Source organism: Rothia nasimurium (assembly GCF_928392795.1).
GTDB classification, from domain to species: Bacteria; Actinomycetota; Actinomycetes; order Actinomycetales; family Micrococcaceae; genus Rothia; species Rothia nasimurium_F.
In genome coordinates this window covers 198,705-212,394 of record NZ_CAKMTJ010000003.1, presented here as the reverse complement: position 1 = coordinate 212,394, position 13,690 = coordinate 198,705, and the positions used below count along the sequence as shown (strand labels likewise).

Annotated in this window: 11 protein-coding genes; 2 read left to right on the top strand and 9 right to left on the bottom strand. The window is 51.8% G+C overall.

The window, feature by feature from the left end:
- Positions 1-24: 24 nt before the first annotated feature.
- The 4 genes from L6963_RS05045 to dapB all read right to left on the bottom strand — a co-directional run bounded on the left by L6963_RS05045 (position 25) and on the right by dapB (position 4,233).
- Positions 25-1,740: a ribonuclease J gene (locus L6963_RS05045; RefSeq protein ID WP_237206783.1), complete on the bottom strand. Its 1,716-nt coding sequence runs from the start codon at positions 1,738-1,740 to the stop codon at positions 25-27.
- A gap of 103 nt (positions 1,741-1,843) precedes the next feature.
- The gene (dapA, locus tag L6963_RS05040) at positions 1,844-2,776 is read right to left on the bottom strand and encodes a 4-hydroxy-tetrahydrodipicolinate synthase (protein WP_237206782.1); all 933 of its coding nucleotides are present in this window, start codon (positions 2,774-2,776) and stop codon (positions 1,844-1,846) included.
- A 92-nt stretch (positions 2,777-2,868) separates the two neighbouring features.
- Positions 2,869-3,474, bottom strand: coding sequence for a hypothetical protein (locus L6963_RS05035; RefSeq protein ID WP_237206781.1), 606 nt, complete (start codon positions 3,472-3,474; stop codon positions 2,869-2,871).
- Between the two features lie 3 nt (positions 3,475-3,477).
- The gene (dapB, locus tag L6963_RS05030; protein ID WP_237197216.1) at positions 3,478-4,233 is read right to left on the bottom strand and encodes a 4-hydroxy-tetrahydrodipicolinate reductase; all 756 of its coding nucleotides are present in this window, start codon (positions 4,231-4,233) and stop codon (positions 3,478-3,480) included.
- Positions 4,234-4,570: 337 nt separating this feature from the next.
- Between dapB and L6963_RS05025 the strand changes: the two genes are divergently transcribed.
- Both L6963_RS05025 and L6963_RS05020 read left to right on the top strand, forming a co-directional pair.
- A complete protein-coding gene (locus L6963_RS05025; RefSeq protein ID WP_237206780.1) occupies positions 4,571-6,529 on the top strand; it encodes an acyltransferase family protein in 1,959 nt (652 codons plus the stop codon).
- A 147-nt stretch (positions 6,530-6,676) separates the two neighbouring features.
- Positions 6,677-7,702, top strand: a complete 1,026-nt coding sequence (locus L6963_RS05020) for a Stealth CR1 domain-containing protein (protein ID WP_237197220.1) — start codon at positions 6,677-6,679, stop codon at positions 7,700-7,702.
- A 24-nt stretch (positions 7,703-7,726) separates the two neighbouring features.
- On the opposite strand, the gene L6963_RS05015 is transcribed toward L6963_RS05020, so the two are convergent.
- The 5 genes from L6963_RS05015 to L6963_RS04995 form a co-directional block, all read right to left on the bottom strand.
- On the bottom strand, positions 7,727-8,806 hold the full coding sequence (locus tag L6963_RS05015) for a glycosyltransferase family 4 protein (RefSeq protein ID WP_237197221.1): 1,080 nt from the start codon (positions 8,804-8,806) through the stop codon (positions 7,727-7,729).
- Between the two features lie 18 nt (positions 8,807-8,824).
- Positions 8,825-10,156, bottom strand: a complete 1,332-nt coding sequence (locus L6963_RS05010) for a M16 family metallopeptidase (RefSeq protein ID WP_237197223.1) — start codon at positions 10,154-10,156, stop codon at positions 8,825-8,827.
- A 46-nt stretch (positions 10,157-10,202) separates the two neighbouring features.
- The gene (locus tag L6963_RS05005) at positions 10,203-11,228 is read right to left on the bottom strand and encodes a glycosyltransferase family 4 protein (RefSeq protein ID WP_237197224.1); all 1,026 of its coding nucleotides are present in this window, start codon (positions 11,226-11,228) and stop codon (positions 10,203-10,205) included.
- 21 nt (positions 11,229-11,249) lie between these two features.
- Positions 11,250-12,302 carry a glycosyltransferase gene (locus L6963_RS05000; RefSeq protein ID WP_237197226.1) on the bottom strand — a complete coding sequence of 351 codons (1,053 nt, stop codon included), beginning with the start codon at positions 12,300-12,302 and terminating at the stop codon, positions 11,250-11,252.
- Positions 12,303-12,442: 140 nt separating this feature from the next.
- Positions 12,443-13,675, bottom strand: a complete 1,233-nt coding sequence (locus L6963_RS04995; protein WP_237197228.1) for a hypothetical protein — start codon at positions 13,673-13,675, stop codon at positions 12,443-12,445.
- Positions 13,676-13,690: the final 15 nt, after the last annotated feature.

The following is a 13,690-nucleotide window of genomic DNA, read 5'->3' as shown; positions in this document are numbered from 1 at the left end:
GCCGCCGGGTATGCTCAGAGGTTGCTAGTTGCCGTCAGCCTCGGGGGTGTGGGTCTCGATGACCACGGGCACAATCATGGGCTTGCGACGCAAGCGGCGGGCTACCCAAGCCCCCATGGTGCGGCGGACGATCTGCTGCAGCTGATGCGTGGTGTGCACACGCTCAGGAGCCCGGTGCAGGGCGTCCTCAAGGGCTGCGGTGATCTTGGGGGTGATGTCGTCGAAGACGGAATCATTTTCGGCGATACCGCGGGCGTGGATGTCGGGCCCGGTGACCACGCGCTTGGTGGCGCGGTCAACTACGGTGACGATAGAGACGAAGCCTTCTTCGCCCAGGACGCGGCGGTCCTTGAGGTCATCTTCGGTAACGTGACCTACAGACTTACCGTCAACGTAGACATATTCGCAGGGTACCTGACCGACAATGTCAGCGCGGCCGTCGCGCAAATCGACGACGGTACCAGAGTCACCGATGATCACCCGATCGCTCTTGATTCCGGTTTCGATAGCCAGCTTGCCTGAAGCCAGCAGGTGGCGGACTTCGCCGTGCACAGGCATGACGTTCTTGGGCTGCAGGATGTTGTAGCAGTAAAGCAGCTCACCAGCAGCGGCGTGGCCTGAGACGTGTACCTTAGCGTTGCCCTTGTGCACCACGTTGGCGCCCAGCTTCATCAGGCCGTTGATCACGCGGTAGACAGAAGTTTCGTTACCGGGAATCAGGGATGAGGCCAGGATAATGGTGTCGCCCTTTTCGACCTGGATCTTGTGGTCGCCGTTAGCCATACGGGAGAGAGCCGCCATGGGCTCGCCCTGGGAGCCGGTGCACATCATGACAATCTGCTCGGGTCGGTAGTCATCGACCTTCTTGAGGTCAACCAGAATACCTTCGGGTACGTTCAGGTAGCCCAGCTTCTCTGCAATGGTCATGTTGCGTACCATGGAGCGGCCGACCAGGACCACCTTGCGGCCGCGTTCAGCAGCTGCATCGAGCACCTGCTGCACGCGGTGCACGTGGGATGAGAAGGAGGCAACGATGACGCGGCGCTTGGCGTCGCGCATGACGTTAGAGATAACCGGGCCGATATTCTTTTCGGTGGGGGTGAAGCCGGGAACCTCAGCGTTGGTTGAGTCAGGTAGGAAGAGGTCGATGCCCTCTTCACCCAGGCGGGCGAAGTGACGCAGGTCGGTGATGCGGCCGTCGAGGGGCAGCTGGTCCATCTTGAAGTCGCCGGTGTGCAGGCACTTACCGGCCTTGGTGCGGATGAAGACTGCCAGGGCGTCGGGAATGGAGTGGTTAACGGCTACGAATTCGCATTCGAAGGGGCCGAAACGCTCAACCTGGCCCTCAACGACGTCCATGGTGTAGGGCTTGATGCGGTGTTCCTGCAGCTTTGCCTCAACCAGGGCCAGGGTCAGCTGGGAGCCAACCAGGGGAATATCGGGGCGCATACGCAGCAGATAGGGTACAGCGCCGATGTGGTCTTCGTGGCCGTGGGTCAGCACGATCGCCACGATGTCCTGCAGGCGGTCCTTGATGTAGTTGAGGTCGGGCAGAATCAGGTCAACGCCGGGCTGGGACTCTTCGGGGAAGAGCACGCCGCAGTCAACCACGAGCAGTTTGCCGTTGATCTCGTAGACGGTCATGTTACGGCCGACTTCGCCGAGACCGCCCAGGGGTACTACACGCAGGGTGTCTTTTTTCAGTTTGGGGGGTAGGTGCGGGCTTTCAACTGTTTGCATAGTTTCTCTTTCGTTCGTTTTTCTTTTTCTGAATACGGGCAAAGCGGGCCACCCAAAATCGCCGTGATTTTGGGTGGGCCCGCCGGGTACCCGCAGTACGTTTTTACTTGACTAGGGTTGAGGCGATGATGGAGCCTTCGAGGTCGGAGCGCATGAGGGCGGCTTCTTCGTCGGTAGCCAGTACGTGCGGCAGGCGCACGGTGGCTGAGTCGAGGATGCCCTGCCAGGTGAGAATCTGCTTGGCGGCGACGCAGCCGGGTACGCGGCTCATAGCGGCGCGGACGACGGGGGCCAGGTCGAGATGCAGTTTCTGGGCGGTTGCCAGGTCGCCGGCGACGGTTGCGTCGATGAGCTGGCGGAAGTGTTCGGGGGCTACGTGGGAGGTGACGCCTACAAGACCGACTGCGCCCATGGCGAGCCAGGGCAGGGTGAGGCCGTCATCGCCTGAGTAGTAGTCGAGGTCGGTGGTTTCCATGACCTCGGTGGCTGCGGTGAAGTCTGCTTTGGCGTCCTTGACTGCCACGATGTTCTCGTGGTCTGCCAGGGCACGGTAGACAGCGGGGGTGATGGGGATGCCTGCGCGACCGGGGATGTCGTAGAGCATGACGGGGGTTTTGACGGCGTCAGCTACGGTGCGGAAGTGGGCTTCCAGGCCGGTCTGGGTGGGCTTGTTGTAGTAGGGGGTGACTACGAGCAGGCCGTCTACGCCTACTGCTTCGGCGCGGGAGGCCAGGTGCAGGGTGTGAGCGGTGTCGTTGGAACCAACGCCAGCTACGATTTTGGCGCGGTCGCCGACGGCTTCTTTGACGATGCGGAAGACGTTTTCGTTTTCTTCATCGGTCATGGTGGAGTATTCGCCGGTGGTGCCGCAGACGATGAGACCGTCGTGGCCTCGGTCCACCAGGTTGGTCGCGAGCGCTGCGGTTGCTTGTTCGTCCACTTCGCCGTTGGTGGCAAAGGGGGTGACCATGGCGGTGAGCAGGCGCCCGAAGACGGGTTCTGCTGCGGTTGAGGTGTTCTGTGCGGTCTCAGACATATCTACTACGTTACCTTATCTGGCTGGGTGGGGTGGGGTGAGTTTGCTTAAAGCTAGGTGGCTGGGGTGGGGCGGACGCCTGCGGGCAGCTTCTAGACGGAGAGTTGGGCCGGGGTTTTGCCGCGGTGAAGGGCGATGGCGGTGCGCATGGCTTTGCGGGCGCGTTTTCGGTCGCCGGAGGCGTCGTAGGCCAGGGAGAGGTGGAACCAGTTTTTCCAGTTGGTGGGTTCGGCCTCGGTTGCTGCTGCAACCCGAGTGAACTGGGCGTCGGCGGCGGTGCGGTCGATGCGGCCGGATTCTGTGCGGGGCAGGGTGTCTTCGGGCAGTTCCCCGGTTGCGGCGAGTTCTTGGCCGAGCGCCTGGGTGCGGGAGCCGAAGATAATTTCGCGAACCATGGCCCATGCACCTAGGACGGGCAGCACGATGAGAGCCCCGCCCAACAGGGCGCCCAGGGTTCCGGCGTTCTGCAGGAAGATGAAGCCTCTTTGGACTGTGAGCACCAGGTAGAGGCTGAGGGCTACCGTCACCAGGGCGGCGAAGGCTTTGCCTCGCCCACCGGCGTCCACCGCGATGAAGACCGCGCAGAACACGCCTACTGCCAGCAGGAAGAGGCGGGTGCCCAGGGGTAGGGGCAAAATCAGTACGGTGAGGACGGCCAGGGTAATAGCTCCGGCGGTGAAGGCGCGCAGCGAGGTCATGGGTTAGTCCAGGTTGAGGTAGCGGTCAAGGCCCACGGTCAGGCCGGGGTGCTGTTCGACCTGGCGGACGCCCAGCAGGACGCCGGGCATGAAGCTGGTGCGGTCGAAGGAGTCGTGGCGGATGACCAGCTGTTGGCCGGCGTCGCCCAGCAGGATTTCCTGGTGGGCGGTCAAGCCGCGCAGGCGGACGGCGTGCACGTTGACGCCGGCGACCTTGGCACCGCGGGAGCCGCCCTCATCGGTTTCGGTAGCGTCGGGTGAGGCGGGCACACCGGCTTCGGCGCGGGCTGCTGCAATTTTGTGGGCGGTGTGGACGGCGGTACCTGAGGGGGCATCCACCTTGTTGGGGTGGTGCATCTCGATGACCTCAACCGACTCAAAGAACTTAGCAGCCTTAGCTGCAAACTCGGTGGCCAGGATAGAACCGATGGCGAAGTTGGGGGCAATCAGCACGCCCACCCGGGGGTGCTCGGCGAGCAGGGCTTCAAGGGAAGCCAGGCGCTCTTCGTTCCAGCCGGTGGTGCCAACCACCGCGTGGATGCCGTGCTCAACGGCGAAGCGTACGTTCGCTTCGGTGGCGGAGGGAACGGTCAGATCGATCATGACGTCGGCGCCGTATTCAACCAGTAGGTCCAGGGAGTCTCCGTTGCCCAGGGCAGCTACCAGGTCCATGTCTTCTGCGGTGTTGACGGCCTTGACCGCCTCTGAGCCCATACGTCCTGCGGCGCCGACAACAGCGACCTTCCAAATCTTGCTCATGCCTCTATATACCCCTTAGATAGTCGTTAGCTTGGGTGCCGGGCGGCACCTGACGGTACTCGCTCACGCGCACAGCACCGGCTGGCGCACGTATCGCATCAACAAGCCACATCACACTACTCTAGCGAACGGGGTAGCCTCGCTGCACGCCCTGCCGCGCCCAAGCGTCCTTTCACCTGCGCTAATACCCGAAAGTAGGCGGGGGCATTTCAGCATCCGAAACCGGTTTCGGCCCGCTGAGTGCTAAAAGACCCGGCGGGTGCGACACAAGAAAACCCGCCCAGCTCTTACACTAGAAAGGTGCGCCTGCACCCCAGCTCACCGACCCAAGGGAACTATGAAAGACGATCACGTTTTTTACTCTGCCGTGCACCCCCACGAGGGGCAGCGACGCTTTGTCCTGCGCGGTCTCGACGGCGTACGCGCTATCGCGGTGCTGCTGGTGCTCGTGTACCACTTTTGGCCCCAGTACCTGCCCGGGGGCATGATTGGCGTTGATATTTTCTTCGTTATCTCGGGTTATCTGATTACTGCCCTGCTACTGCGCGAGGGTGCCTATACCGGCAAGATGGATATCGTTTCTTTCTGGGTGCGGCGTCTACGCCGTCTGGTGCCGGCTTTTGCCCTGCTGACGCTGGTGGTGGGGTCCTTGGCTCTGCTGGTGGGTGGGGACGCCCAGGTGGGGTTGGGCCGCCAGATTCTCGGTGCTTTTACCTACTCGTCGAACTGGCTGCTGATCTGGGCCGGTAACGACTATTTCACCCAGACCTCCCCCGAGCTCATGACCAATTTCTGGTCGCTGGCGGTTGAAGAGCAGTTCTACCTGTTCTGGCCCGTGGTGATGGTCTTTGTCTTTATGTTTACGGCCAAGTGGTGGCAGCGGGCTCTTGTTCCTGGCATCCTGGGCGCCCTGTCGCTGCTGGCTGCGGTCGTACTGGGGCTGCTGGGTGCTTCCACCACCCGCCTCTACTACGGCACCGACACCCACCTCTACGGCCTGATGCTGGGCGTCCTGCTGGCCATGATGATTCCCTGGTCCATGTACCCGCCCGTTGATGGCCGCCTCTACCCCCTGGTCGGCTACGGCAACGGTATCTGGGGCTGGCTGCGCCAGCTGGTCGGCTGGGTGAGCCTGGTCGCCGTTCTGCCTTTTGCCTTGACCCTCTCTGACCACAGCTCCTGGCTCATGCCCTGGGGCCTGCTGGTGGGTTCTCTTTTGGGTATGGGCATTATTCAGGCCCTGCTTCCGGACGTCCGCGGCGGCACCTCCGGGCTCTTTCGGGGCTTGCTGTCCCTAGCTCCCCTGCGCTGGATCGGCCAGCGCTCCTACGGTATTTACCTCTGGCACTGGCCCCTGATGGTGCTGGCCCACTACACCTTTGGTGCGGCGCGCTCCCCCTGGGTGAACGTCGGTGTGCTGTTCTTAACCCTGATTGTTGCGGGTCTGTCGTATATGTATGTGGAGCAGCCCGTGCGCCAGCTGGGCTTCCGCGGAGCGCTTTCAGCCTGGTTCTCAGCCATGGTGGCACCGACTGGCCGGGCCCTACCGGTGGGCGCAGCCGTCCTTGCCGGAGTAACCCTGATTGCCACCGTTTTTGCGGTGCGTACCGCACCTACCATGACCCAGGCTGAAGCTGTGGTGGCAGCCGGTGCCAACTACGCGCAGGCGTCCGCACCGGCGCCCCAGCCGACTACCGCATCAGCTGCTCCCAGCTCTTCTGACAGCCCCAGCGCCTCGGCTGAACCGGCGGAAAGCGCCAGCCCCTCCCCCACTTCGTCTACCGCGCCGTCTGCCGCTGTTGATGGTTCCCAGGTGACGATTGTGGGTGACTCGGTCACACTGGCTTCATCGATTGCTCTGGGGGAGGCTATGCCTCAGGCTCTGGTCAATGCGGAAGTTTCCCGCACCAGCGCAGCTGCCCTGCCCGTTGTGGAGCAGATGGTAGATTCGGGGCAAATGCGTGAGGTACTTGTACTATCGGTAACCGCCAACTCTACTTTCACCGTTGCCCAGCTAGAACAGCTCAAGGCCTCGGTGTCGCCCAACGGGGAGCGCAAGATTGTGCTGGTCACCGGCGTTGGCCCGGCAAACCTGACCTGGATTGAGCCCTCTAACCAGGTGATTCGCGAGTTTGCGACACAGAATCCAGATACCGTCTTTGTGGCCGACTGGCAGGCCGCTGCAAAGGGCCACCCCGAGTACCTGGTCTCTGACGGCGTGCACCCTCAGAATGAGGGTCTAACCGTCTACGCTCAAACCGTGAAGGATGCGGTGGCGAAGGCGCTGGAAAATTAATTCAACTCATTACCCACGAATGAAAGTAAATATTTCTAGAAGATATGAATATATAAATTCCCATGTCCAAAATTTTCATTTTATGATTTTTAGGGCATAGACTAAGATACTAGATTGCCTCACCACAATATTAAGGAAAATATAAGCATGCAACAAACTCAAATCGACCTTGTAATTAGCTGGGTAGATGGCAATGATTATCAATGGTTACAGGCCAGAGCTGCTGCACGCAACAAAACCATACAGTATTCCGAAGGACTTAACCACCCTGCCCGCTTTCGGGAAATCGGCTTACTCAAGTATGCATTCCGCTCTATTGAGAAAAATTTACCTTGGGTTAGGAACATTTATCTAGTAACACCCGGCCAAACACCTGCATGGCTGAACAAAGATCACCCTAAGGTGAAAGTAGTTGACCAAAACACAATCATCCCCAAAGATTATCAACCGTGTTTTAAGTCAACAGGTGTCGAGTGGCACCTTCATAGAATACCGGGATTAAGTGAGAATTTTATCTATATTAATGATGATATGATTTTCACACAACCCCTTACACCCAAAGATTTCTTCCACAAGGGACTGCCGAGACTTACAGCAATATACCATCCCCTACCAATTGCTGATTTTTCACATATGGTACTTTCGACGCTTAACGTTTTGAACAGAAATTTTATTCAGGGAAAGATAGCTTATAGAAATATCAACAAGTTTTTCAATCCCCTCAATGGAAGATTATATCTTCGAAATATTATCTATAGAAGCCTGGATTGCTTTAGCAGCAGGGAGTCTCTTCAGTCTTCTTACATCTTCCCACATGTTGCACTACCACTACGCAAGTCTACATTGGAGACCATCTGGGAAAAGGAGTTTAACGCTCTAGATGCCACCTGTCGCAACCCGTTCAGAGATAAGAGTGATATTATCATCTGGCTAGCCATGTTCTGGGAAATCGAGAGTGGCACGTTTGTCCCCCAGAACCCAGCCACTACACAACTTATTTATGCAAACGAATTAGAGAATCTCAAAAAAACTTTGAACGATAAGTCAGTATCGATGTTCTGCCTAAACGACACTGAAAATATTGAAATTCTCAGTGAAACGATGATAGACAGAATCGATAAATTGATGAATCTAAAGTTCCCCAAAATTTCACGCTTCGAAACTATTCAGTAAATAATACAATTCACACTCAAGGGGTTACTCTATTTCATTTATTGCAGATTCAAGCAGAGGCAGCATCTTCTCATCAGTAAATCGCCTGGAAGATTCAGCACCCGATTCTCGAATTAAATGAACATCCAGTTCGTTTTCTACAAGTGATTTTAAGATAGTAACTACTGCTTGTACATCGTCAGGCTTCAGCAAATAGCCAGTTACGCCATTACTGACTATTTCCGTCGCCCCACCTTGTGCAGTTCCAATTGTCAGAAGCCCAGCGCTGAGACCTTGGACCAAAACCTGACCGAAAGGTTCAGGCTTTATCGAAGCAGAGATAAGGACATCATGGTTACTCAAAAGAGGTTTAATATCTTTTACATTACCTAAAAGCGTAATTCCACCCTGCGATTTTTTTGCCACATCTTCCAAATATTTTTGATACTGATCTTCCCCAAAAAGCGCACCTCCAGCAACAGTTAGATGGACTTTAACGCAACCATACTCTTCATTAACTCTATTTACTGCATCGATAATATTATGTACACCTTTCCACGGAGCCAACCGACTAAGGGATAGCAACTTAATAGGCTGTGAAAATACATGGACCTGTGAGACAACATCATTTTCCCCTATACCTGAAACAGTATACACAACCTTACATTTCTTTATATAAGCATTTTTCCTGAGGGTGAGTTTTGTATACTCACTGTTCGCGAAAAAGCAACGAGTTTGCACAAATGCGTACCTACGGAGATAGAGTGATTTTAATGGACCAGTATCTGGTTTTATAGCTTCATGCCTTAGATAATAAATCGTTCGGTTCAAAGCACCAGGGATAAAGCTTAAGTGCACATAAGCGCTAAGACTATTTGCCAGGACAGGCCCTTTAAGGCGCGAGATCAATAACCATAAATGCAGCAGTCTGGCTATTTTATTTTTTTGAGAGATCATATGAACGGTTACGTTTGAGGCGTTACGACCAATCTCAGCCAGTGTTCCTTCCTCGAACAAAATCAGATCAATATGCCGACCCCGATCTTCCCATGTAAGGTATCTGCTAAGAGCAAGCTCTCCCCCACCTAGCTTTGAAGTGTGATCAACAAATATCAAGTTATTCATGGGTATATCCCTAAAATTCTATTTGACGATGGTCATGACCCATTCCTGGTCTGCCAGGTAGCGGGCCAGATCGTTGACCTGGTCGGCTGTCACCGACCGAACACCATCGAGTAGCTCATCGATAGAGAGGAACTTCCCCGAGTCCAGTTCTGCCCGGCCCAGGCGGCTCATGCGGGAGCCGGCGTCCTCGCTTCCCAGCACGGTGGAACCGCCCAACTGCCCAACGACCTTCTCAAGTTCTTCTTGTGTGATACCGTCGCGCACAAAATCGTCGAAGGTAGAGCGCATGAGCTCGGTAACCTGCTCGGCCTTGGCAGGAAGGCAACCGGCGTACATGCCAAAGTAGCCGGCGTCTGAGTAAGAGCCGGTGAACGAGAACGTGGAGTAGGCCAGGCCGCGCTTCTCACGGATTTCCTGGAAGAGACGGGAGGACATTCCCCCGCCCAGAGCGGAGTTGAGCACGCTCATAGCATAGCGGCGCTCGTCCCCGGCGATGAGGCCGGGGCAGCCCATGACGATGTTGGTCTGTTCAAAGCCCTTGTCGAGGGTTTTTTCGCGGGCACCGGGAACAATCTGGCTTTGCTGACGGACGCGGCGCGGGGCAGGTAGGGCGCCTTCGGTCAGGTCCCAGCCGCGGTTGGCCAGGGAGTCAAGGACCAGATTGACGATCTCTGAGTGGTTGAGGCTACCGGCTGCGGAGATGACCAAGCGGTCGGGGGTATAGAACTTCTTGTAGTGCTCCCAGACCTTATCGCGGGCAACGTCGGTAATTTCCTGCGGGGTGCCGCCGATAGGGCGCCCCAGGGGGTTGCTGCCCATGAGCTGTTCAATGAAGGACTCGAAGGCGACGTCGGTGGGGTCGTCTTGGTCCATGGCGATTTCTTCGAGGATGACGCCGCGTTCCTGTTCCAGCAGGGCGGGATCTAGTTTGGCTCCGGTGACCATGTCGGCGATAACGTCTATGGCCATGGGGGTGTCTTCATCGAGCACACGGGCGTAGTAGCAGGTGTGCTCTTTGGCGGTGAGGGCGTTGGATTCGCCGCCTACCCGGTCAAAAGCATGGGCGATATCGAGGGCGCTGCGGCTTTCTGTGCCTTTGAAGAGCAGGTGTTCGAGGAAGTGAGTGGAGCCCAGCATGCCGAGCTGCTCGTCCCGTGAACCCACGCCTACCCAAAAGCCGATAGAGACGCTGCGTTGGGAGGGCATGCGTTCGGTAATGACCCGGACGCCGCCAGGCAGCACGGAGCGGCGCACTTCGTTGCCTCCCCCACCGGCATAGATCAGGCGGCCGACGCGGTAGTTAAGCTCGTCGGTGAGGTCAGCGGTTTCAAGGGGTAGAAGGACGGGCATATAGACACCTTATTCGTATAATATCTAAAATCAGAAAGTTGATATCTTAATGATTATCAATGAGGTTCATAACTAAGTCTGCTGATTTCTTCCATGAATATTGGTTTACATTGATAAACCCCTTTTGAATGAGGTCTACATTAGCATCAGCAGATTCCATTCCCTCGATCCCATTTTTGATTGAATCAATTGAATATGGATTTACATAACGAACAGAGTCCCCTAATACCTCTGGCAAGCTAGCAGCATATGAGGCTAGAACAGGTACACCAGATTTCTGAGCTTCCAAAGGCGGAATGCCAAAACCCTCATATAATGAGGGGAATAAGAAAGCAGCAGAACCTCTATACAGCTCCGCAAGATGCTTATCATCAACAGCACCTGTAAACATTATCTTGTCCGAGAAGTTACCCGCAGTAGAATTAAACACTTTTGATTCTTGCTTACCAACCACAAGCAGTTTCTTATCTGTTTGAGCTCGGCAGAAAGCCTCATATAATCTTTCTACATTCTTATGTTTGTTAGGTGATGAAACAGTTAGGAAATATTCAAAACCAGGATTGTATTTAGCACCAGAGGGGCTAAAGATACTTGAGGCAGAGTTGTAAACAACACTTATCCTATTTTTATCGATATTAAAATACGATGAAATCTCTTCTTTAGAAAAATCGCTTACTGTAAGAATATGTCTAGAATTCTCAATAATTTTAGGCACTAAAATCTGATAAGTAATTCGAAATTTTTTACTAAAACTTTCGGGGAACCTAATATATGTAATATCATGGATAGTTGAAATCTGGTTTTTATAATTCACAGGTGCGGTCGAAGCTAAATTTAGCAAAAGAGGGGAACCTTGTGATTTCAAAAAACGAGGGAGGTCGATCTGCTCCCAAGCATAACCTTGAAGATTTCCCGTCGGCACCGTTGGAAGAGAGAGATCTAAATTATTTTGAGGTGTTACGATAAGACTATCCGGATATTTATCGATAATCTGCTCAGTTATCATACGGGCAAAACGCTGAACCCCGGTTTGCCGAGCTAGCAAAAAACGCCCATTAATAATTAATGACATGGTACTCTTGATACCCCACTTCTACTTCTGGTTTACAACTAGTTCTAGAGACCTACTAATCGCTTCTGATTGAGTATCTTGATTCATAACTTGCATTAGGGTGCTTTGTTGTTTCAGAATTGATACCGCTTTATCATCGGATTCAATAATTTCTGTGATTTTTTGTACCGCTACGTCTACGCTTGCTGCTACTTCAAGGGGAGTTCCATAATAAGCAGGAATATCGCGAACAACAGCTGGTACATCTAATGCCAAAGCATCTAAAACTGCAATAGGGAATCCTTCATAGTAAGCCGAATGAACATAAATATCGGTTTCTGATAAAATCTGAAAAACCTCAGATGATTCCTTCCAGCCTGTAACTTCGATCTTGCTTGCCTTGAGTCTAATCTTATATTCTTCAGACCCATCGCCTATCCATATAAATCTAAATTCTTGGTTAGGATTTCTTTCATGAACCTTATCAGCAACTGATGCAAACCAATCAGGATCCTTTTGCTGGGACAATCTACCAAGCATTACAATTTTCACATACGCCTTTTTTCGAGAATTAATTATTTTTTTAAGCTCTTCATTTTCTTTAAATTTATAATTTACTCCCATTGAATTAATATTGGGAAGTAGAATTGAGTAGTTATTTTTATTAATAATTTGCTGCGTACGTTTCTCATGAGGCGAAAGAACGAGAACTAGCTCAGTATTCAAAGACAAAATTTTCTCAGCTACAAAGAAAATAAGTCGCGATATTCTGCTTCGAGATTTATCTTCGAATACATAGCAATGAGGCTCATAGATAACGGGAACCTTCCGTTGAATAATGCGAGCATAAAAGCCAGCCCAACTTGAGTGAGCTACAATCACATCAGGTTTGAAGGCATCTATTGACTTACGAACCTGAGTAAGTCTAGAAAAAATAGACTTTCTAAACTCCGATGTATCTTGAAAATTTGGATTTTTTCCGGGATCATCTTCACCGTGCCACAGCAAGTAGTGTTGTGAGTCTTTAGGAGCTAGAGTCGTAAAGTTATTTATAGCTTTGCTAACACCGCCTGCATAGCATTCTGTAATATGCAAGATTTTCAAATTTTACCGCCCAAATCTATGGATTCTAAAAATGCTATTACCCTTACAGCATTTATTTTCATTTATTGCTTTAAACAATTAATTATTTTTCAACTAGATAGGAAAATTTAGGTTCAATATATTTATTGAATCTACTTTTGTAATGATTTTGATTGAGCAATTGCTTGTGCTATCCAAAACATATAAAGTGTAGTAAATTCGCCTCCACCAAAAGCACCGTAAGTAAAAGTTGATATTCCAAAAGCTACAGCAAGTAGGAAACCGAAATAAGATTCAGCACCTTTTGTTTTCAGTGTTATGACTGTAGCAAAAACAAAAAATAAAGCAAGGAGAATAGCAGATAACAATCCATATGCAACAGCGTGAAAATAAAAAGCGTTCTCAAGACTTGATTTCAGGATACCTTCTGCTCTTAGGTCGAGTCCTCCAGGCATCCCTGTCAGAGCAAATAAATGAGTGTTGTTCCAGAACCATTCAATAGCATCAAGTCGAAGAGTGGTAGAATTTCCATCATCAACTAGTTTTAGACGTAGAGTTTGGCTAATTTCGCTATTGAACGCATTAATACTAACAAATCCGATTATTGGAATCATAGCAAGTATAGCGAGAATTTTAGCTGGAGTAAGCTCTTTGAATTCTCTAATCAGTATAATTAGAGCTGATAATACAAATGCAATGATTCCTGATCGTGCAGCAGTCAAAATTACAAGGAACATCGAACCAAAAGTCAATATTGGCCATAAGATGGGAGATCGAGTCCGTGATGTAAATGCGATTGTCATACCAAGAAACATCGAATAAGGTATCCAGTGACCGAACGTACCTATTGGCTGAGTTACTACAAAGTTATTACCCCACCACCATTGCTGCGATAGTACTGATTCCCAGAGAATTGGCTCACCAGTAACGTATTGCCTCCACCCCAATGCTATCTCAAAGAGTGTAAGAGGTATTAAGATGTAGTTAAATTGCTTATAAAGATTAGTTTGTGTTCTCACCAACGTTTTAACTACAATGAACATCATGAAAGGTAGAAAAATGATGAAAATAATACTGGTGCCGAGACCACCGACACCAACAAACCTAGCAATAAAAGTTACAGCAGAAACAAATATGGAAAAGACAGTAAGGTATTGGTGTTCAATGAAGGTTTGTTTTACATCTTCATAATTCCGAATGATGAAAATAATTAAAAACGAAATGAAAAAATAGTCACCGGGACGAGCTAGTTGAGTTACTTCTACAGCATTAAGAGGAACCAGTGCATATGCCGCTACTACCAGACCAACTGAAATCATCGGTTTTCTTATAAGTATAAGGTTTATGATAAAAGAAAAACCGAACCATGCTAAAGTTGTCAGCATTTTATTCCTCCTCCC

Coding starts and splice junctions, on each gene's coding strand:
- L6963_RS05045 (WP_237206783.1), bottom strand. CDS start 1,740: ATGCAAACAGTTGAAAGCCCGCACCTACCCCCCAAACTGAAAAAAGAC.
- dapA (WP_237206782.1), bottom strand. CDS start 2,776: ATGTCTGAGACCGCACAGAACACCTCAACCGCAGCAGAACCCGTCTTC.
- L6963_RS05035 (WP_237206781.1), bottom strand. CDS start 3,474: ATGACCTCGCTGCGCGCCTTCACCGCCGGAGCTATTACCCTGGCCGTC.
- dapB (WP_237197216.1), bottom strand. CDS start 4,233: ATGAGCAAGATTTGGAAGGTCGCTGTTGTCGGCGCCGCAGGACGTATG.
- L6963_RS05025 (WP_237206780.1), top strand. CDS start 4,571: ATGAAAGACGATCACGTTTTTTACTCTGCCGTGCACCCCCACGAGGGG.
- L6963_RS05020 (WP_237197220.1), top strand. CDS start 6,677: ATGCAACAAACTCAAATCGACCTTGTAATTAGCTGGGTAGATGGCAAT.
- L6963_RS05015 (WP_237197221.1), bottom strand. CDS start 8,806: ATGAATAACTTGATATTTGTTGATCACACTTCAAAGCTAGGTGGGGGA.
- L6963_RS05010 (WP_237197223.1), bottom strand. CDS start 10,156: ATGCCCGTCCTTCTACCCCTTGAAACCGCTGACCTCACCGACGAGCTT.
- L6963_RS05005 (WP_237197224.1), bottom strand. CDS start 11,228: ATGTCATTAATTATTAATGGGCGTTTTTTGCTAGCTCGGCAAACCGGG.
- L6963_RS04995 (WP_237197228.1), bottom strand. CDS start 13,675: ATGCTGACAACTTTAGCATGGTTCGGTTTTTCTTTTATCATAAACCTT.